Here is a 19,142-nt window from a genome sequence, read left to right as displayed (position 1 = left end):
GCCGCCAGCGGTCGGGTCGGCTCCCGCATCACCAACGATCTGACCAGACCGTTCGCGCTCGTGCCGACGAGGGTGTCGCTCTCCCCACCTGCGGATGAGCGTCCAGCCACATCCTTGAAGGGCCGGGGTGCCCGGCCGGGCCGCTGCGTGGTTTCGCGCAGCAGCCCGGCCGGGCCTCGTGCTCGCTGCTGAGGCCCTGCTGTTATCAGGCCGCCTTTGGCCTGCGGGCGGCTTCAGGAGAAGGCGCCCGGCGTGAACGAACAGGAGACCTGCGGCCTGTCACGACTTGAGGGTGCCGTTTTCCACGCACTTGCTGCCGCCGGCCCAGTACAGGCACAGCTTGATCCCGATCCGTTCGCCCTCGCGAATGTTGAAGTTCTTCTTGACCGTGTTCCCGGCTGAGACCGTCCCGGAATTGCGCACCGTTCCGTTCTTCATCAGATACCAGTGGGCATTCCATGGACTTCCGTCTCTCACCTTTACGCGTTCTCCGGCGGCCGTGAAGGTGATCTCGGCGAATTCGATGCCACTGGGGCTGGCGGTGTTGAAGCGCTGCAGCCTCGCCGTCCCGCTGACCCCGCCGGGATCACCGTCCATCGAGTCCCGCGTGACCGAGGGCTCCCAGGGCCCGATCTGGCCGGCCATGGGAGCGGCAGTCAAGGTGCCGGCGGGCGCCGCGGCTGGCGTTGCCGCCGCGTGCGCCGGCGTGGCGGTGAGGCCGGCGGTGAGCGGCGCCAGCGCGGCGACGGCGAGCGCCGACAGCGCGGTGGCCCTGGTTCTGGTCCTCATGTTCTCCCCGTTGGATCGCCTTCCCGGACACGTTTCCGCGTCCGGACCGCCGCAGCGTCGCGACGGCCACGAACAAGCTCGCAGGACGGGCTGGACCGCCACAACAGATCACCGTCCCATTGGGACGGCTGGGACGCCAAACACGTCCTGACGTGGGTGTTTGTCGACGGTTTGGGACGTGGCGCACAGGGTTTCGGACGTCTCCCAGACCATCAGGGGCGGTTTCTTCCAGCAGCGGGCCGAGGCTCGTCGATCCGAGTTTCCCGAGCGAGCCGCGTCCGCGATGATGAGCGCGTCCTTCGCGTCCGTCTTCGCCTCACCTGGGTAGAGGTCGGCAATCCGCCGCATTGTCAGCCCCGGCAGATAGGCGACCGGGCAGCCCATGTCCCGGGCGACCGCCAGCGGCAGGGCGCCGATCGAGGCCGGCTGATCGACCACGACCAGCACCGTCCCGTGCTTGGCCTGCAGCTTCGCGAACAGCTCGCGGAGCTTGGGTTCGGCGTTGGGCAGGCGCTTGTCGAACGCCTACTTCCCGGCCGGTGTGACGGCGGTGGCGTGGTGTTCGCCCTTGCCGACGTCCGGGCCGAGGAAGACGTCGATGTCGCCGGTGTCGACCACGCGCAGGCCCCTCCATCACGCTTTCGTCCGGCCTTGCCAGGGCACCGAGCTGCCACATCCACGTTACGGAGAGCTCTTCCGGCTGGTTGCGTCCACGGAGGTGGTGGTGTCCGTGGAACGGGGGGAAGCTCACGCCCGGTCGCTGGGCTTCCACGACACGACCACCGCCCGCATCGCCGCTGAAGCCGGGAAGTCCTGGATCCACTACGCCCCCGGCGACCACACACGGTGACCGTCACCCCCTCAGCACCCACGAATACGCACACATCGGTTACGCGAGCTCACCAGTATCAAGCCCCGAGTCGAACGCATGACGACCACACGCACCGCTCGACGCGCACACCGGCGCTTCGGCTTGGCGGCGCTGGCGTTGCTCGCCCGCAGCTCGCGCTCTTAGGAGAAGCCGTTCAGGGGCGATGGTGGAGCATCGCGGAGCCACCCTCGTCGCTGGCGGTGTAGGAGATGCCGCGCAGCGCTCCGCCGGCCGCGCTGCGGCCGCTGGCCGCCTATGACCTGGCACCCGGCTGGGTTCGTCAGGCGCTTGGCTTGGAGTCGGTTGGTACGCGGAGCGCGATCAGGGCGGTGTCGTCGGTGCCGGTGGTGGCGAGGAGATTGTTCAGGATGCCGTCGCAAAAGTCGTCCAGGGGGTGGCGTGCGAGCGCCGAGGCTTGTCCGCGGAGGCGCTCCAGCCCCTGGTCCAGGTCCTCGCCGGGACGTTCGACCAGGCCGTCGGTGTACATCAGTACGGTGGAGTCCGGGGGCAGGTGCTCAACGGCGCTGTGGTAAGGCTGGTCGAAGACCACGCCCAGCAGGGGGTTGGCGGCTTCTTCCAGCAGGCGGCAGTTGCCGTCGGGGGTGACCAGGAGTGGTGGCGGGTGTCCTGCTGAAGCGTAGTTGAGCTGCCACCGGCCGGGTTGGGGTTGCTCGGCGCGGGCCAGGGCACATGTGGCGGTCGCCTCGGGCGCCAGTGCTCCCATGGCGATGGTGAGTCGCCGCAGGATCTCGCCGGGCCAGTCGGGGCGATCGACGGTCAACGCCCGCAGCATGTTCCGCATCTGGCTCATCTGGACGGCGGCGTCCAGGTTGTGGCCGGCGGCGTCGCCGATCGCCAGCACGGTTGCGCCGTCGGGGAGAACGAAGGAGTCGTACCAGTCGCCGCCGACCTCGGCGGCCGCGGGGCTGGGCAGGTAGCGGGCGACGATCCGCAGACCGGCGTGGTCGGGCGGTTCGGCGAGCAGGCTGTGCTGAAGGGCCAGGGCCACCTGCTGGGTGCGTTGGAAATGGACGGCTTTGCTCAGCGCGTTGTGGGTGTGCTCGAACATATGGTCGATGAGGTCGACGTCGCCCGGGCTCAGGCGCGGACGGTCCCCGCAGGTGGCGGCGGTCACCACCGCCGCCACGGTCCCGTCGACCATGACCGGCAACAGCACGACGCTGTTGGCGGCCGCCTCGGTCAGCCAAGCCATCGACCCTTCGGGCAACAGGCCGGCCGGCGGCTCGCCAGGCGGGAACGTGCGGAGCAGCGGGCGGCGCCGCTCCACCGCGCGGGTGAACCCGCTATCGGCGGCGAACTGGGTTTCGACGAGCGGCGGGTTCGGCGCCAGGCCGTCACGCGCGAGGGCGGCGACGCGCTTGGCGACGATGGGTGCGCCCTCGGGGCGGTCGCTGAATCCCGACAGCAGGTGCATGCCGCACCCGTCGACGAGCGCGGGGACGAGCACGTCGGCGATCGCGCCGAAGATCTCCGCCAACCCGGTGTGCTCGGCGGTCGCGGTGGCGGCGCGGTCGAGCAACTCCTGGCGGCGATGCCGCTGCCACTGCTCCTCGATGTCGGTGTAGGTGCCGACCCACTCCACCACGACGTCGTTCTCATACACCGGCGCGGCGTTGATCTCGAAGTGCCGGTACTCCCCCTCTTTGGTCCTCAGCCGACTCACATGCCGCCGGGGGCGGCGCTGCCAGCGCGCCTGGTCAAACGATCGGATCGTGGGCTCACGGTCGTCGGGGTGCAAGGCCCGCGCCCATCCCGTGCCGCGGTACTCCTCCCAGCTCTGCCCGGTCACCCGTTCCCAGCCCGGGCTCGGCTCGATCAACTCACCCGCCGGATCGGTGACCCACACGATCTGCGCGCTCACCTGGACCAGGCTCTGGTACCTGCGCAGGATCCGTCGCTGCTGCCCGGCGGTGTGGGCGGCACGCCTGGCCGCGGCGACCTCCCCGGTGACATCCACCGCCAGGACCGGCACACCGGAAAGCTCCTGGGCGACCCGGGACAGGCTGAAGGAGAAGGAGCGCTCCTCATCGCCGGTATCGGGGAAGGGCAAGTTCACCGGCGTCTCGGTGAGAGTGACCGGCTCCCCGGTGGCCAGCACGCGGTCGAAGAGGTCGAAGTAGTCCCGCTGTAACAGGTCACCGAACACCTCCGAAATCGGCTCGCCGAGCGGACGGTCACCGAAGGCCGCTCGGTAGGCGAGGTTGGTGTAGGCCAGGCGGTGGTCCTGTCCGGTGGTCAAGGCGACAGCGACCGGCACGGAGTCGAAGACCTCCACAGCGAGCCTGCCGGTGCCCTCCCCGCAGGCGTCCTCCATCCGCCCCTCCCCGCTCGTCATGCCCGGGCCTCCCACTGGCTGCCCGTACCCCGCGATCGCCGGGGACATGCGCTCTGACGGAACGTCCAGGTACACCGGCGGATCGTGCGATGCCCGCCGGATGCCCCTATGCGACCTGGGCGTATTCGCGGAGGAGGCTCCGAGCCCTGTCTCGTCGAATGATCTCCGCATCGGCGTCGGCGGGGCCGGGAGCAGTCGGACAGGGGCTGAGAACCGAGTCGAGATCACCGAGGGTTCGGCGCCCCGTTCTTGATCGCACCGTCCACCTATTACGCCGCCAAGTCACGTCCGGCCTCGGCCCGGGCCGAGCGTGACGAACGGCTCAAGACCGAGATCACCCGCATCTTCGAGGCCAACTACCGGGTGTATGGCGCCCGCAAGGTCTGGCGGCAACTTCAGCGCGAGGGCCATGTCGTGGTGCGGCAGCTGACAGCGGTCAGCACTTGACGCCAAAACTCCCAGGGATGTCTCTCAGCGAATCACACCAGAGCCTCCACCCGACCCGGGGTGCTTCACCGAACGAGAGGGGCGGCCCGGTATGGGGCCGCCCTGCTGGTCGTAGCTGGTCGTAGCCGGTCGTTTGTTGCGGGTCAGATGGGTCGTCCGTGGCGGCCCATGCATCGCTGCGTTCTGGAGCCGATGCTGGCCAAGAGGTATCTGGACCGGGTGCGAGAGGATCGCCGCCTTCCGGCCGTTGTGTACAGATAGGTTCTGATCATGGGCTGGGACGGTGACGGGGTGCTGGCGGGCCGGTACCGGAATTTGGGTCGGATCGGCCAGGGTGGCATGGGGGCGGTGTGGCGCGCTCATGACCTCGACCTTGACCGTGAGGTCGCCATCAAGGAACTCCAGGTGCCTGAACAGGTCACCGACCAGGAGCGACGTGTCTGGTACGCCCGGATGGAACGTGAGGCCCGCGCCGCCGCCCGCCTGCGGCACACCGGCATCGTCACCGTCTATGACCGGGTGATGGGCGACGACGGGCGTCCCTGGATCGTCATGGAGTTGGTCCGCGGCCGTTCCCTGGAGCAGCTGCTGGCCGAGCAGGGGTCGCTTCCGCAGAGCCAGGTCGCCGCGATCGGGCTCGCGATGCTGGACGCCCTGTCTGCCGCTCACGCGCAGGGCGTCGTTCACCGCGATGTCAAGCCCGCCAACGTGCTCCTGGAGGGCGGCCGGGTCCTGCTCACCGACTTCGGCATCGCCGCGGTGGAGGGCGACGTCACCATCACTCGTTCGGGCACGGTGTTGGGCACGCCCGCCTACATGTCCCCCGAGCAGGTGGAGGGCAAGTCCGTCACCCCGGCCTCGGATCTGTGGTCCCTGGCCGCCACCCTGTACGCGGCGGTCGAGGGCCGCCGTCCGTTCGACGGGCCCAGCCATGGCGCCGTCTTCGTCGCGATCGCCACCCAGCAGCCGCCCACGCCCCGGTGCGGTGGCCCGCTGGCGCAGGTCCTGAACGGCCTGCTACGCAAAGACCCGGACGAACGGCTCTCCCCCGCCCAGGTCCGCGACCTGCTCGCCTCCGCCCTCGCCCCCGCTGTCGAGACCGCTGTCGAGACCGCGGCCGACGTCAGGTCCCCCGTCCCGTACCAGCCGCCCCGCACCGCGCTGCTTCACCCTTCCGCCAGCGACACCCCGCTCAGGCGCTATCGGACAGCCCTCCTCAGAGCAGCCCTGCTGTGCACCGCGCTCTCCGTTCTGACCTTCCTGACCGTGCCGTGGAGACAGCACCACCCCGAGTCTGCCCTGGAGGAGTACTGGGGCTCATCCCCCTTACTGCTGCTGCCCACGGCCGTGGCGCTCATCCTGATGTGCGGGCTGTGGTTCCTGCCGCACAGGCCGATCCTCACCCTCGCCCTTGTTTCCACGACCCTCGTCGGCCACCAGATAGAAGTCGTCATCCACTTCGCGGACAGCTGGGTCGCGCCCAATCTTGGTTTCCAGATCTCTTGGGTGCTGGGCACACTCGCGTTCATGCTCGTCTTCACCCCGATGAACCTGTCGCTTGCCGGACAGGTGGCGGATCCGTCCATGCGCCGTGCCGTACTCACCATCGCCGTGCTCGTCGAAGGTCTGGTGGCAATGTTCTGGGTCGTGCCCTTTTACCGGGTGGGGACCTGGGTCCTGGATCTGGCCGCCAGCCCCCGCCTCGTCCCTTTTCTCATCCTCCTGGGGCTGATCTGGCTCGGCACCCAGCCGTTCATCTGGTCGAGCAAGCTCAGAGCCGAGGTCACTCGCCGCTAGCATCAGCCCGGCGGGCTACACCCGCAAAACTGCGCGAGACGGGGCCAGCCGCGCCAAGAGCACCCGACTGGCGGGCAACTGCCCAGTAGAAGCCCACCGCCCGTTCTGAAAGGCCGGCAGCGGTGGCGATCTCCGCCACGGTCAGCCCCGCGTCCACGCGAGCAGCGCGCAGCCGCAGCACTCGAACCCGTAGTCCATCTCCGACACGAACTCCCTCTGGACAATGCGGCTCTTGGTCCGTTTCAGACGAGAGCGGCCATCCCTGCCCTGCCGGAAACTCATCCGTGCAGTTCAAGCAGCATGTTCGTACTCTTTGAGGATCCCGCCCAGACGTTGCCTTCTTCGGATGTTCGTGTGGGCGATCTCGTCGGAATATCGGTGATCGGCGGAGGCGGCGGCTTCAACGGGCGGGCGTTGGCGATGCCCTGATGCGGGCGATGCCGGTTGTAGAAGGTCTCGAAACTCGCGGAGGCCGTAGAGCAGGTGCCGCTGGTTCCAGATCAATGTGCGGTCCAGGAGCTCAGGGCGGCAGGTGCGAGGCGCTGCAGCAGCTCGCGCGGAACCGGATGGTCGAGATCCACCCGAACAAGGGCGTCCTCATCCCGCCGACGTCGGTCGAGGCCCAGCTGTTGATGCTGGAGCTACGCCGCGTGCTCGAGGCCCTCGCGGTGCGGCTGGCGTGCCGCCCAGGACGTCCGGTCCCGCATGGCCGAGATGGTGGACCTGCTCGCCGGCGACGCCTTCACCCTGCAGGCCTACGCCGAAACCGTGAAGGACACCCACGAGCTCATCGTCGCCGGCGCCGCGAACGACTACCTGGCCGACGCCATGGCCCCGCTCCAGGGCCTGTCACGCCGCTTCTGGTTCGCCCACGTCGTCGACCACCAGGCGGAGATAGCCACGGGATCCGAGCTGCACACCCAGATCCTCCGCGCCTTCCTCGACCGCGACGCCGACGCCGCCGAGACCGCGTCCCACGCCCTCAACGACTACCTCGTCGAGTTCTCCTACGCCACCCTGCGCCCCGCCCACGACCCCACCTGACCGACCCCCGCCACCGAGCGTCGCTGGCCGAACCGTCAGTCGAAGAGCTGCTCGCGCGGCCGAGCACGAGGCGCGGTCACTCCAATCTTCGAGCTGATCGATGTCCGTGCAATGGAAAGCGGTGCAGGTCAGCACGCCTGGCCGGCCGACTTCGGGCGCTGCCCGCTGGGCGAGCTCTCAAGACCGGGCGGGACGAACTGATGCGCCGCCATCGGGTCCGCAACCAGCGAAGCGGAACAACGCGCTGCTGGTGACCGAACCGGCGCTGGACGACTGCATCGCCCGCTTCGACGAGCCCGACGGCGAGGGCGAAGAGGTCGTCGGCGCTCGTGATACCGCAGGTCGTGGCGGTGAGCCGCCCGAGGGAACGGACGTTATGGGGGCTCCGCTCCGGCGACGTACTCGGTCACCGTCGCGTCGGCCGAGGCCCTGGCAGCCCAGCCGCCGACGGTCTCGACCTCTTGAGCGACTCAACGGAGAGATACCCGTCTAATACCGTTTAGAGCGATATCCATACCGGCCTGGTTATAGCGCCAGGCTGGCGACGCCCAGGATGCCTCGTATAGCCGTTCGCCCATATGTCGGGCAGGAAAAGGTATTGGCCTTGCCCCGGGTCGGCCGGTCACTCTCGTCACTCACGTGGGGTCGAGGTGGCGAGAGGAATCCGTGTGAGCCAGAAGAAGCCGGTGGCGATCGAGCAGCACTCGATCGACCAGATCCCGGAGAGCGAACGCCATACCAAGCCGTGGAGCCTGACCACCCTCTGGTTCGCCAACAACGTGGGCGTGGTCGTCGCGGTGAACGGCGCGCTGGCGGTGTTCAGCGGGCTGAGCCTGGCGTGGGCGATCTTCTCGATCGTGGTGGGGAACCTGGTCGGCGGGCTGTTCATGGCCTACCACTCGGTGCAGGGCGCGCGGCTGGGCATCCCGCAGATGATCCAGAGCCGCGCCCAGTTCGGCTCGCTCGGCGCCGTGCTGCCGATGTCGGTGGCGGTGCTGATCTACGCCGGTTTCGCGATCACCGGAGGCGTCGTCGGCGGGCAGGCGATCGCCGCCCTGCTCGGGCTCCCGGACGTCGCCGGGGTCGTGGGGTTCAACGTGGTGGTGATGGTCATCGCGCTGATCGGGCATGACCTGATCCACCGGGTCGCCAAGATCGCCACGGTGGTGGCCGGCGCCATGTTCATCGCGTTGACCATCAAGCTGCTCGTGCATGCCGGGTCGGTTCAGGTGGGCGGCGGCGAGGTGACCTGGCAGAAGGTGCTGATGGTGATGTCGATCGCGGCGTCGTGGCAGATCACCTGGTCGCCGTACGTGTCGGACTACTCGCGGTACCTGCCCAGCGGCACTTCCGCCCGCAGGACCTTCTGGTTCACCTACGCCGGATCCTGCGGCGGGGCGATCTGGGTGATGAGCGTCGGTGCGCTGGCGGCCGCGATCGCCGGGGCGAAGTTCGGCACCAACCCGATCGGGTTCTTCTCCGACCAGTTCCCCGCACTCTCCAAGATCATCGTGGCGGTGTTCCTGCTGGGGACGCTCACCGGCGGCGCCCAGGGACCCTACGGCGCTTTCCTGGCCGCCTACGGCGCCGTGGCCGAACGAGGCGCGGTGGCCGGCGCGGCCACCCGCGTGCGCGCGAGTTTCGTCGTCGCCTTCAGCATCATCGTCACGATCTGCGGGCTCGCGGCCAGCAGCCACCTGCTCGACACGATGGAAAGCATCCTGCTGTTCATCCTGTACACGCTCACACCGTGGACCGCCATCAACCTCACCGACTACTTCCTGGTCCGCAAGGGCAGCTACGACGTGGCCGCGCTCTTCCAGCGCCGCGGCCTGTACGGCGTGTGCAACTGGCCGGTCGTCACCCTCTACCTGGCCACCATCGCGCTGGAGGTCCCCTTCATCAACACCAAGCTCTACCAGGGCCCGATCTCCCCGGAACTCGGCGGAGCCGACCTCGCCTGGATCGTCGGCCTGATCGTGCCCGCGGTGGGCTACTACCTGATCGCCCGCCGCACGCGCAGCAGCCCCGCCGAGCCCCTGACCGAAGTCCGCACGCCCATGCGGCCGAACCTCAAGGAGGCGAACTGATGGCCACGCGATCCGGACCCGCCCACGGGCCCGAGAGCGAGCGGGACTGGGCGTCGCTGGTCGCCGGCCGCAGCGTCGACGCCACCCCCGCCTCGACCTTCCAGGAACTGGTCGACTCCCGCGCGAGCTACGACTTCCGTCACCTCAACGTCGACCTCCCCCCGCTGGGCGCCTTCCACCACGACGTCGTGCTCGGCGAGATCGACGAGCGCCCCGTCACCGCCGAGATCTACATCCCGCAGGGCCACGGACCGTTCCCCACGATGCTGTTCCTGCACGGCGGCGGCTGGTACGTCGGCGACGCCGAGAACGAACGCAAACTCGCGATGCAGCTGGCCGCGCCGGGCCGGGTGGTGGTCAACCTCAGCTACGCGCTCGCGCCCGAGCAGCCGTTCCCCTGCGCCGTCCAGGACACCGTCCACGCGGCGCGGTGGATCACCCGGAACATCCACCGGTACACGGGAGACCCCACACGGATCGCGATAGCCGGCGCGTCCGCGGGCGCCAACCTGGCCGCCGCGGCCATCGCAGCCCTGCACGGCACCGCCCACCCCACCATGGCCGCCGGGGATCTCGCTGGCATCCCCGTCCGGTTCACCGCCGGTGCCCTGCTCTACGGCGTGTTCGATGTCGCCCGCACAGTGAGCGACGCCCAAGGACTCGCCCAGCACCAGACCAAGACAGCCGCCTACCTGGGACCCCAATGGCCCGACCGGCTGAACGACCCGCTGGTGAGCCCGATACACAGCCCGCACCTGGCCGACTTCCCACCCTGCTACCTCAGCTGCGGCAGCAAAGACGCCCTCCTCCCGCAGACACTCGCCATGACCCAGGCACTCGCCGACGCCGAAGTCCCCGTCACCCTGTCGGTCGTCCCCGGCGCCGACCACGTCTTCCTCAACATCGCCACCCAAGTCCCCGGCGCACAAGAAGAACTCACCCGCATCTCCGACTGGCTGCACCGAACACTCGCCACCACCTAGAACAGCGACTCAAGGACGCGAGCCGGCACCGATGCGACGCCGAAGCACGGTGCCGGGCTTGGACCGCTGCGCGAGCGGCCGCGTCAGGACTGGCGAAGCGCCGCGCCGAGGCTGTAGCGGACGGGTGATGCGGGTGGATTCGCGCGGACGCGCGCGAGGGCGTCCGGGTGCGCTGATGAGGCGATCCTGCCGACGTCCCCCCAGCCGACGGAGACCGGGCCCTCGCAGCCGCTCGTACCGGTGCTGGTGCTGTCCATAACGCCCGAGAACCAGCACGTTGCAGCCGAACAAGTCACCTCTGACCCGCATCGCGATCACGGCCTGGGAAGCCACGGGCGAAAGGCTCTCGATTCTGCAGGTCACGGATCGCTCTCTCCACTCTCAGCCGAGACCGATCACGGCGAGGGAAACGATGTCGACCCCCAGTCCACGCGCCGCGAAAGTCCCGCATGCCAAGCCCTGGGGGACGGCAACGCCTTGGACCAGGCATCCACGGGCGAGCACGAACACGGGGAGAACGCGGCTGACCCCGTGCCACCGGGGGACCGGGATCGTCCGGTAGCGGCTACCCTCTTCGCTCGTACGCTGGGAAGACGTCGTCTCTTGCCTGGTGGTGCACGGCGCCCACCCGGCGCGCGAGCGGCGATCCGGCGGATCGTGACCGAGGTTCGTGATGACTCGATCCGGCCGGTCGAGCCGGCGGATGAGCCTGCCGGCCCACCGCATGCCAGGCAGAGCGCGTGACCTTACTCCACCCGTGAAGAACAGCGAGAACGATGACCCGGCAAGATCCCTCGCCCGTATGCGCGCACCCGGATTCCGATCAGGCCCCGGAGAACGCGGCCGGGTCCGGCCATGCGCGCAGGCCGCGGGCCTGGGCCCCGCTGTGCCTTCTGGGGTTTCTGGCGATCTACCTGGCCGCCGTCTGCACCCCGGCCGGGCAACGGGCGGAGAACACCCTGCTCAGCGGAGACGGCGCCGAGCCGGCCTGGATCTACGACTGGTCGGGAGCGGCTTACAAGTCGCCGGCCCTGCCGCCCCTGGACCAGAGCGCGATGCCCACCCTGCTCGTCGGCATCGCGGTCATCACGGCCGTCACCCTGGTGCGCAGGTGCTGGTGGCAGGGCTGCGCGGCGACCGGCCTGGTCGTGGCCACGCTCGGGAGCAAGGAACTCACCAAGATGGCCCTGCCCCGCCCCGATCTGGTGGACGCCCCCGTCTGGCTCACCGAGCCGAGCTTCCCCAGCGGGCACGTGGCGGTCGCCGCCGGACTGGCCCTCGCCGCCACCCTCATCGCCTCCCCCCGCATCCGCCCCTACGCCACGGCGGCCGGGATGCTGTGGCTCGCCGTCACCGCCGGCGCCGTCCAAGCCACCTACCACCACCGCCCCAGCGACGCACTGGGCTCCACACTGCTGGCCTGCGCCTGCTACAGCCTCGCGACCCGATTGCTGCCGGCGGCCGACGACCCAAACGTCACACGGCCCTCCCGTGCGCTGCCGCCGGCCATCGCCCTGGCACTGTCAGCGGCCGGCGCTCTCCCCGCCGGCGCGCGCGACGACTCCATCGCCCAATCGCTGATCTTCGCGGCCACCGCCTTGCTGTGCGCGGCCCTGTTCTGGCTCACCACAGCCGGGAAGCCCGCACAGACCGCACGCCGCACACTCCCGGGCGCCTGAGCCCAACCGCCCTAACGCCCCGACTCGATCGATCCCGCAGTTGGGGCCCGTCCCTGCGAGCCTGCACGGAGGGGCTACCGTGGGGCCGAGCACCCGATGCCGCGTGGTGTACGGCGACGAATAGCCCACGAAAGTAGGCCGACCCCGCCAGCGCAAACGCCAATCGTCCACGGCCCGCCGACCAGGCCGAGCCGACGATCCACCCGAGGCCGGTCGGCTCGCTCATCCCATTGCGATGTCATTCTCGACGGTCCGGACAACATCGACCACGGAGCCGTTCGACTTCCGGAAACTCAGCCTCGGGCCGAACGGACATGACAAACACCGTGGCAGAAAGCCCGATGTTCAGCCGGCGCCGGAGTCAGTGATCGGGTGCGGCATGTGCTCGTACCAGGCCGTCGACTCCGCGCAGGAAGGTTTCGCAGATCAGTTCCGGGTCGAAGAGGCAGCCCGCGGCCATGGCACCGTCGCGCAGCATGACGAAGTGCCGAGCGGCGGGCTCGGCGGGCGCCTCACGGATACGTGCCAGCAGTTCGGTCACGGTGTCCAGGAACCATCGCCGGTGGGCGATGACGGCCTTGTGCACCGGATCATCGGGGTCGGAGTACTCGGCGGCGGCATTGAGGAACGCGCATCCCCGGAACCCGGGGGACCCGATGCCCTGCGCGATGGACTCACCGAGGGCCCGGACGGTGTCGGCCGGCGGCAGCCCGCGGGCGACGACGTCGTCCACCTGGGCGCGCGTGGCCCGGTCGACCTCATCCAGGTAGGCGAGGACGAGGTCTTCCTTGCCGGGGAAGTGCCGGTAGAGAGTGGCCCGCGTCACCTGCGCCTCCGCGACGATCCGGTCGATCCCGACCGAGCGGATCCCCTCGGTGTAGAAGAGCCTGGTCGCCGTGCCGAGCAGGCGATCGCGCGCCTCGGAGGGCCGACCTGCGGATTCTCGCCTCATGAAGGACATCCTAACGAGAGGTAGAACGTTCGGTCTTGACAGTATGCGGCGACCTTGCGATGCTGAGCGAGACAGAACGTTCGTTCTTCCAGTTGATTGAAAGGGGCCGCTGTGACCACCATCGCTTCGAACGGCGTCGGCGGGATCGCCGACAACCTGCGGCGGCTGTACTTCGCCCGCTTCGGGTTCGCCGTCGTGTGGGCCCTCGTGATGTTCACGACCGCCTCGGACCTGGGTCCGCTCGCGGTCACCCTGCTCGTGCTGTACCCGCTGTTCGACGTGGCCGCCGCCATCGTCGACGCCCGCACGTCGCGCACCGCCGGTTCGCCCGTGCTGCTGTACGTGAACATCGCGGTCAGCCTGCTCACCGCCGCCGGCATCGCCATCGCCTGCGCGTCCGGCATCCCAGCGGTCCTACGGGTGTGGGGCGCCTGGGCCGTCGTGGCCGGGCTGGTCCAACTGCTCGTGGGCGCCGCACGCCGCGCCATGGGCGGCCAGTGGCCCATGATCATCAGCGGTGCGATCTCCGTGCTCGCCGGCGGCTCGTTCATCATCGGTGCCTCCGCTGAGGACCCCACGCTGACCAACGCGGCCGGCTACGCCATCCCCGGCGGCATCTTCTTCCTGCTCTCGGCCGTCCGCCTCGGCCGCACCGCGAACCAGGGCCGACACGGCCTCACCCCCTGAACGGCCGAATCTCCAGAGCCACTTCAGGGCAGCCGCCCATGACGCCCTCGGACGGCGGCGTCACGATCGAGACATCGAGAGAAAGGCTGACAGTTGGCGGCGGCCTCTTCCGCTCGTCCCAGCAGTCGCCGCCAGCCAGCTGACCGCGCAGCGAACCCGATCGGTCCGGCGTAGTGACCTGCACTGCTTGCAACCACCGGCCTCCCATGAGGACCAGCCGCTGCGACCAAGGCGGTCACCCGGCCGCGACGGCAGCCGGGCAGGAGCGGCCAGAGACCGCACGGCCATGCGGCCGCACCGGCTCAGCCACTCACTCGGCGCATCATCACCCTCGGCTGACCCGGGACCGACGAGTCCGCACCATGCCCCCCGGCAGTACGACGAGCACGAGGCACTCCGGGGGCGCATAGGTCTTCCGCGTGTTGAACGCCCCGCACGCAGCGAGCCCTCGAGCAAGGCAGTTTCGTCGCCCACCGCGATACGCATGACTGGCGCTGTGCGTTAACATGGCGCCGCGTCGTCCTTGAATGGTCTTCTAGCTGGTTAGAAGCACATGAACTCAGCAGCTCCCCCTCCCTCGCGGCCACCACAGGGACGGTTCAGGCCCGCCGCGCCTGCGCCCCGCAGGAACAAGCCTGCGTTGATCGCGGTGGGTGTCGTGGTCGCCCTGCTAGCTGTCGCCGTCACCGGCCTGGGCGGTTTCGTGCTCTATAAGACGGCGTTCCCCGCCCCGAAGAAGCACCCCGCGAAAGCGGCGCAGCCAGCCAGTAAACCTGCCACGCCGAAGATCACGTTCCTGCTGTGCACGCCGGGCAACTCAGGGATGATGCTCCCTGGGACGGCGATCCCCTCGCCCTGTCACCGCAAAGCGGCTACGCAGGCCGAGAAGGACCAGCTCCGTCAGGACCTGCAGGAAACGCCGGCGGTCGCCTCGGTCTTCTATCTGACGCAGCCACAGGCCTTGCACGAATTCGGCGGCCACATGCCCAATCGCCTGCCGCCGTCCGACGCCTTCATCGCCTCACTCGCCGCGAACACCGACCCGGATACCATTTGCTCGCGTTTCAGTGGCCGACCAGGTATCATGAGGATTCTCGAACTCCAATCAGTGACCGCTGAGCACTGCGCGACCCTGCACAACTAGCGCTCCAGCCGCATGTGAAGATGACGCCGACCGGCGCCCTCAGCGCACGGCCTCCTCCAGCCGACCGAGATCTTGATGGCTTGCACCGGCCACCGCGTCGGACCGCTGAGGTGCCTTGAACACCAGCCGAACGCGTGTCATGCCCACCCGTTCCCGTCGTGCACCGTCCCCGACCTGGCGCCTCGCACCTCCGGCGCCCCTGCCTATCGAGCCTGGGTATCGTCGGAAGATGGATGTTTCGCGGGCCGGGTTGCAGACGGAGATCAGGTCTCTTGGAGCGTGGCTGACAGTCGAGCTGGATGGATACCTGGACGTGGCCACCGCCCCTGCCCTGATCGACGAGGTCACCGGCCTCAGCCAAGTACAAGACCCCCGCGTATCGCGCTGGAGCTGTCCGGGTTCGACGTCTGTGATTCCTCGGGGATCAACGCGTTCGTCCAGCTTTTGAAGCGGATCAACGCCGCAGGCGGACAACCGGCCCTGCTCCGCCCGCTCCCCCGGCTCGCCAAGATCCTTTCCACGACCCGGGCGGACCTACCTCCTTGCCGGTGAAGCACTTCCCCCAAACTCCCGACGGGCCCAAGCTGGCCGCTTGCCGCACACCATCAGGCGGGCGCCGGCGACCAGCGCGGCCGATTGGGGGTGATGAGGGCGACCGGGCGGGCGCGCTCAACGCCCAGGCAGGCGCGAAGTTTCGCTTCGTCGGCTCCCAGCAATCCCAAGCCCCGCCTCCGAGACTGAAACCATTCAACGCTTCCGCTGAGATTCTCCTCGCCACCCGCTAGTTTCGAACTGTGACTGTGCGCACACGGTACGCACCCGGGGGGATAGGGCAGTTCCGTGCCGTAAGACGGACGGACCCGCCCCAGGCGAACCGTGCGCGTCCGGTCGCCGCGGAGGGGCACAGCGGGACGGGCCAACCCAACCCACGCCCGCACGCTGTGCCTCTCCAGCCAGGTGACGCCGTTGCGCCTCAAGCTCGAAGGTCCCTCGCCACGGATCGAACGCCGCAGTGGGCGCTGACGCGGTGTGCTCGTCGGAACAGAGCCAGGCCTTCGATGCTGGCCGATGATCAACAATGATCTGGATCGCTCCCCGGTGCTCCGGTGGGAGGCCGCGGGGGCATCGCTCTGCGGCCACACTCGCCAGATGTCGCCGGGTACGGCGGCGAGGTCGCGCACCACCGCCCCGGCCGACGCTGTCGCCATCTCCTACCTGCCGCCGCTGTAGGGGTACGGGGCGAGCGTCATTGTTCAGCCGTTCCGCCAATCAGGCATGGGTCTCGTAGCGCACACAAGTGCCGTAGGCCACAAACTCAGGCTCGGACATCACCGATCTGCCATGGCTGACGGGCGCTTGAAATATGGTGAATGCGATGCCGATGATCGCATCCGGACGCAGATCCTCCGCTGCATCACTTAAGTTACTCAGAGCGCTGTGGTGACTCACGGCAGGCTGTCCCACTCTGATTTCCAAGACCTTAATCTTGCGCGTATTGCCCGGAATGTCATTCGTTGTGTACATTGGTATGCTCACATGTAGGTGTTTGCCCTTGGCTCATTCAACGGTCACTCGAAGTCCGTTCATGAATCGGGAATCTTCCAGGGCGGCCCATCGAGGCGTCCATAGGTCGGTTGCGGCCGGGGCTGTGCGGAGTGCCGCGGGGGATGCTCGCTGCCGTAGCCGTGAGGGAGGCTTGCGTGGCCGACCTATTGCGGTTAGTGCCGCGATCAGCGGCCGAGCCAGCCTTAAGGAAATAGGCGGGGCTTGTGGCTGTGGGAGCGGCAGCAGCCGTAGCCACCGCCCCGGCCAGGTTTGGCCGCTACGGCGTGGGCCTGGAGTGTGTGCGTTCCGCGGGGATGGAGTCGGTGATCCGCATGCTGTCGTGCCAGAGGTTGGCGTCGGCCGCCCGTGCCCGGATGATCCGTTTGATCCTCTGCGGTACCGTCGACCGAACGTGACCGGCAATCTGGTCGACCACACAGCGAGCGCGCAGGTGCCCAGCGACATGTTGGCGGCGTTGTGGAACAACAAGTCGACGGCGACGAACACGGTCGAGGCCGTATGGCCGCGGCGGAGCCTGCTCGGACTTGTCGACTGGGCAGGCGACCGCCAGCCGAGGGGGATGCGTGATCGTCGCGGTGCGGACGATCGGGGAGGCCCGCGAGTACGTCCGGGTCCAACTGGCCGACTGCGCCGACCTGGAGATCGTTCTCGGTACAGGCTATCTCGATCCGCAGAACCGGGACGTCACGGTGTACCTGAGCCGGTGCCGACCCGACAGCGAGCAGCGCATCTGGGAGTTCCTCGTTGCCGACAGTGCCACCGACGGCTACGGCCCCGGTACCTCTGAGGCGATCGACGGTGGCCAGTGGCTGATGCTGTACTCCGGCCAGGAGCAGCAACTCGCCGCGTGGGCCGACCAGATGTTCAGCCCGGCATTGCGGCCGGTGGCCGAGGGTGAGGACTACTTGCGGCTACTCGGGCACGCTGAGGGCAGCCTGACCGAGCTGCGGAAGCTGCTGGTGGAGCGGCGCGGTGCGGCGGGGAGCGTCTGGACCGAGCAGGGACGGGCGGTGCTCGCGCAGCAGCCTGCGGCCTTCGATCCAGCGTGGATCGACGCCCGGATCGGCGAGCTGCGCACTGTGACCGAGCGGCTGGTCGCGCGCTACCGTGACGCCGAGCGGCGCGGCCTGATCTGACGGCCTTGTCGATCCTCAGCGCTTAATAATGCCAGTAGACACTGGCGTTCTTTTGGGGTTCGGTGGATCATGCTCGCATGAAACGTGCCATCGCGGCCGCCGCGACCGCTGCCGCCGCCGTCCTCACGTCGCTTCCCGCCCCCGCCCTCGCGACCGCCCCCGAACTGCGCACGGTCTCCCTGCCCTTCCTGTGGCCGACGGCCCGGCTCACCGACGTCACCGCCGACGGCGCTGGCGGTGTCTGGGTCGGGGGTGTGCAGGGCAAGTACTGCCTGCGCTGGGGCGACCTCTGCCCCGCGTACTACGACGGGAACCCGGTCGTGCGGCGCCGGGTCGGCTCGTCGTGGAAGGAATACCCGCTCAACGGCTGGACGGGCCAGGGCGAGATCGCGCAGGTCGCCTCGGGCGCGGGCGAGACCTGGATCGACGGCGGACCGAGCGCCAGCGGGAGTGCGAGCACCTACGTGGCGCGCTTCGACGGCTCGGCGTTCCAGAAGGTCGCGGTTCCGGCCAAGTACGTCACCATGCTCGCCACCGGCCCGGCGGGGACCTTCGCCAGCGCATGGGACCCGGATTCCGCGCATGGGCTGTTCAAGCGCACCGGCGACACCTGGACCGCCGTCAACGTTCCCGGGCTCGACTACGTCGCCGACCTGCAGGCGCTCACCGCGTCCGACGCGTGGGCGGTCGGCTTCAAGGACGGCCTGCAGCAGGTGCCCGCCGCCGCGCACTTCGACGGCACCTCCTGGAAGAACGTCCCGCTGCCAGCGATCACCGAGAACGACTGGTTCCGCAAGGTCGTCCCGGTCGCCGCGAACGACGTCTGGGGCATCACGGCCAAGCGGCTGGCGCACTGGAACGGCACCGCGTGGACCTACGTCGCGGCGCCGGCAGGGTACCCCGACTTCGGTGACCTGACCGTGGACGTGTCCGGGACGCCCTGGGTCGCTCCGGAGGCGGCCGAGCCGCCGGCCAACCCCCCGTACCGCTACAGCGGCGGCGAATGGGAGCCCGTGACGATCCCGTCCGGGATCGCGGTGTACCACTTGGCCGCCGTGCCCGGCGGCATCTGGGGAGTCGGAAGGCAAGGGGAAGACACCCCGGTGGCCCTCAACGGTTCCTAGCACTCGGATGAGTGACGGCGCGAGCAAGGCTCGGTCCCGTGCGAACATGAAGTCGTCTCACCGAAGCCGAGCCGACGCCCGTCGGGGTACCGACGTACACCTGGTGGCGGATCACGCCGGGCTCGTGGATCTCCAGGTGCCGGACGACGCGCTGCTGCCCGTCGTCCTCGATCACCGTCCAGAACGTGACCTCTCGCAGCCGCCCGTACCGGAACCGCGGGATCGCGCAGTCCGGCTGCACGACACTGAGCCACGGCCGGTCGGAGATCGCCTTGTCCCACGACGTGCGCAGGTACACGCCACCGAGCGCGGACGCCGTCTCGGCCGCCTCCCGCAGGGTGGCCTGCATCCCGTCGTCCTGGAACTGCTGAAGCCGCTCGGTAGTCACCTCGTGGGGCGTCTTGAGCGTCAGCGGGTCGGCGAACAGCAGGTTCGCCGACACCACCGAGATGTCGGAGGCGATCGGCAGATGCAGCT

General features: G+C 68.9%; 16 protein-coding genes and 3 pseudogenes. 12 read left to right on the top strand and 7 right to left on the bottom strand.

Annotated features, from left to right (window positions below; all coding sequences use genetic code 11):
- Positions 1-279: 279 nt before the first annotated feature.
- Entirely contained in the window at positions 280-789 is a 510-nt protein-coding gene (locus tag J4709_RS11485) for a hypothetical protein (protein ID WP_208239953.1), read from the bottom strand.
- A gap of 264 nt (positions 790-1,053) precedes the next feature.
- Positions 1,054-1,407: pseudogene (locus J4709_RS11480) on the bottom strand (IS110 family transposase); the annotation flags it as partial.
- A gap of 106 nt (positions 1,408-1,513) precedes the next feature.
- On the opposite strand from J4709_RS11480, the gene J4709_RS54640 reads away from it, so the two are divergent.
- Positions 1,514-1,639, top strand: coding sequence for a hypothetical protein (locus tag J4709_RS54640; protein ID WP_269757143.1), 126 nt, complete (start codon positions 1,514-1,516; stop codon positions 1,637-1,639).
- A 301-nt stretch (positions 1,640-1,940) separates the two neighbouring features.
- On the opposite strand, the gene J4709_RS11475 is transcribed toward J4709_RS54640, so the two are convergent.
- A complete protein-coding gene (locus J4709_RS11475; RefSeq protein WP_208239951.1) occupies positions 1,941-3,995 on the bottom strand; it encodes a SpoIIE family protein phosphatase in 2,055 nt (684 codons plus the stop codon).
- A 273-nt stretch (positions 3,996-4,268) separates the two neighbouring features.
- Between J4709_RS11475 and J4709_RS53165 the strand changes: the two are divergent.
- From J4709_RS53165 to J4709_RS11450, 5 genes and pseudogenes are all read left to right on the top strand, one after another.
- Positions 4,269-4,439, top strand: a pseudogene (locus tag J4709_RS53165) (IS3 family transposase); the annotation flags it as partial.
- 294 nt (positions 4,440-4,733) lie between these two features.
- Positions 4,734-6,260 carry a serine/threonine-protein kinase gene (locus J4709_RS11465; protein WP_208239949.1) on the top strand — a complete coding sequence of 509 codons (1,527 nt, stop codon included), beginning with the start codon at positions 4,734-4,736 and terminating at the stop codon, positions 6,258-6,260.
- 690 nt (positions 6,261-6,950) lie between these two features.
- Positions 6,951-7,304, top strand: a pseudogene (locus J4709_RS11460) (FCD domain-containing protein); the annotation flags it as partial.
- A gap of 668 nt (positions 7,305-7,972) precedes the next feature.
- Entirely contained in the window at positions 7,973-9,394 is a 1,422-nt protein-coding gene (locus J4709_RS11455) for a purine-cytosine permease family protein (RefSeq protein ID WP_208239945.1), read from the top strand.
- Positions 9,394-10,377, top strand: a complete 984-nt coding sequence (locus J4709_RS11450; protein ID WP_208239943.1) for an alpha/beta hydrolase — start codon at positions 9,394-9,396, stop codon at positions 10,375-10,377. The genes J4709_RS11455 and J4709_RS11450 overlap by 1 nt, the downstream gene beginning before the upstream one ends.
- Positions 10,378-10,460: 83 nt before the next feature.
- On the opposite strand, the gene J4709_RS11445 is transcribed toward J4709_RS11450, so the two are convergent.
- A complete protein-coding gene (locus tag J4709_RS11445) occupies positions 10,461-10,634 on the bottom strand; it encodes a hypothetical protein (protein WP_208239941.1) in 174 nt (57 codons plus the stop codon).
- A 519-nt stretch (positions 10,635-11,153) separates the two neighbouring features.
- On the opposite strand from J4709_RS11445, the gene J4709_RS11440 reads away from it, so the two are divergent.
- Positions 11,154-12,056 carry a phosphatase PAP2 family protein gene (locus J4709_RS11440; RefSeq protein ID WP_208239939.1) on the top strand — a complete coding sequence of 301 codons (903 nt, stop codon included), beginning with the start codon at positions 11,154-11,156 and terminating at the stop codon, positions 12,054-12,056.
- Positions 12,057-12,417: 361 nt separating this feature from the next.
- On the opposite strand, the gene J4709_RS11435 is transcribed toward J4709_RS11440, so the two are convergent.
- The gene (locus J4709_RS11435; protein WP_208239937.1) at positions 12,418-13,008 is read right to left on the bottom strand and encodes a TetR/AcrR family transcriptional regulator; all 591 of its coding nucleotides are present in this window, start codon (positions 13,006-13,008) and stop codon (positions 12,418-12,420) included.
- 111 nt (positions 13,009-13,119) lie between these two features.
- Here J4709_RS11435 and J4709_RS11430 point away from each other — a divergent pair, with 111 nt between their 5' ends.
- The 3 genes from J4709_RS11430 to J4709_RS56120 all read left to right on the top strand — a co-directional run bounded on the left by J4709_RS11430 (position 13,120) and on the right by J4709_RS56120 (position 15,391).
- Positions 13,120-13,695 carry a hypothetical protein gene (locus tag J4709_RS11430; protein ID WP_307801162.1) on the top strand — a complete coding sequence of 192 codons (576 nt, stop codon included), beginning with the start codon at positions 13,120-13,122 and terminating at the stop codon, positions 13,693-13,695.
- Positions 13,696-14,335: 640 nt separating this feature from the next.
- Complete coding sequence (locus tag J4709_RS11425) at positions 14,336-14,839, top strand: permease-like cell division protein FtsX (RefSeq protein ID WP_208239934.1); 504 nt, start codon at positions 14,336-14,338, stop codon at positions 14,837-14,839.
- Positions 14,840-14,914: 75 nt separating this feature from the next.
- Complete coding sequence (locus J4709_RS56120) at positions 14,915-15,391, top strand: STAS domain-containing protein (RefSeq protein WP_372442059.1); 477 nt, start codon at positions 14,915-14,917, stop codon at positions 15,389-15,391.
- Between the two features lie 717 nt (positions 15,392-16,108).
- On the opposite strand, the gene J4709_RS11415 is transcribed toward J4709_RS56120, so the two are convergent.
- Positions 16,109-16,363 (bottom strand): hypothetical protein, encoded by a 255-nt coding sequence (locus J4709_RS11415; RefSeq protein WP_208239930.1) that lies wholly within the window; start codon positions 16,361-16,363, stop codon positions 16,109-16,111.
- A 605-nt stretch (positions 16,364-16,968) separates the two neighbouring features.
- Here J4709_RS11415 and J4709_RS11410 point away from each other — a divergent pair.
- Both J4709_RS11410 and J4709_RS11405 read left to right on the top strand, forming a co-directional pair.
- Positions 16,969-17,541 (top strand): hypothetical protein, encoded by a 573-nt coding sequence (locus tag J4709_RS11410; protein ID WP_208239928.1) that lies wholly within the window; start codon positions 16,969-16,971, stop codon positions 17,539-17,541.
- A gap of 77 nt (positions 17,542-17,618) precedes the next feature.
- A complete protein-coding gene (locus tag J4709_RS11405) occupies positions 17,619-18,665 on the top strand; it encodes a hypothetical protein (protein WP_208239926.1) in 1,047 nt (348 codons plus the stop codon).
- Here the strand turns inward: J4709_RS11405 and J4709_RS11400 are convergent.
- Positions 18,652-19,107, bottom strand: a complete 456-nt coding sequence (locus J4709_RS11400) for a hypothetical protein (RefSeq protein WP_208239924.1) — start codon at positions 19,105-19,107, stop codon at positions 18,652-18,654. The genes J4709_RS11405 and J4709_RS11400 overlap by 14 nt on opposite strands.
- Between the last annotated feature and the right edge of the window lie 35 nt (positions 19,108-19,142).

Origin of the sequence: Actinomadura violacea (assembly GCF_017573465.1) — a bacterium.
GTDB lineage: Bacteria > Actinomycetota > Actinomycetes > Streptosporangiales > Streptosporangiaceae > Spirillospora > Spirillospora violacea.
Note: the sequence above shows the minus strand (reverse complement) of the source record. Positions and strands in the feature narration are given on the sequence as shown.

Excerpts from the sequence above, each read along its gene's own strand:
- J4709_RS11485 (WP_208239953.1), bottom strand. The coding sequence starts at position 789 with ATGAGGACCAGAACCAGGGCCACCGCGCTGTCGGCGCTCGCCGTCGCC.
- J4709_RS11475 (WP_208239951.1), bottom strand. The coding sequence starts at position 3,995 with ATGGAGGACGCCTGCGGGGAGGGCACCGGCAGGCTCGCTGTGGAGGTC.
- J4709_RS11465 (WP_208239949.1), top strand. The coding sequence starts at position 4,734 with ATGGGCTGGGACGGTGACGGGGTGCTGGCGGGCCGGTACCGGAATTTG.
- J4709_RS11450 (WP_208239943.1), top strand. The coding sequence starts at position 9,394 with ATGGCCACGCGATCCGGACCCGCCCACGGGCCCGAGAGCGAGCGGGAC.
- J4709_RS11445 (WP_208239941.1), bottom strand. The coding sequence starts at position 10,634 with ATGGACAGCACCAGCACCGGTACGAGCGGCTGCGAGGGCCCGGTCTCC.
- J4709_RS11440 (WP_208239939.1), top strand. The coding sequence starts at position 11,154 with ATGACCCGGCAAGATCCCTCGCCCGTATGCGCGCACCCGGATTCCGAT.
- J4709_RS11435 (WP_208239937.1), bottom strand. The coding sequence starts at position 13,008 with ATGAGGCGAGAATCCGCAGGTCGGCCCTCCGAGGCGCGCGATCGCCTG.
- J4709_RS56120 (WP_372442059.1), top strand. The coding sequence starts at position 14,915 with ATGGCTTGCACCGGCCACCGCGTCGGACCGCTGAGGTGCCTTGAACAC.
- J4709_RS11415 (WP_208239930.1), bottom strand. The coding sequence starts at position 16,363 with ATGTACACAACGAATGACATTCCGGGCAATACGCGCAAGATTAAGGTC.
- J4709_RS11405 (WP_208239926.1), top strand. The coding sequence starts at position 17,619 with ATGAAACGTGCCATCGCGGCCGCCGCGACCGCTGCCGCCGCCGTCCTC.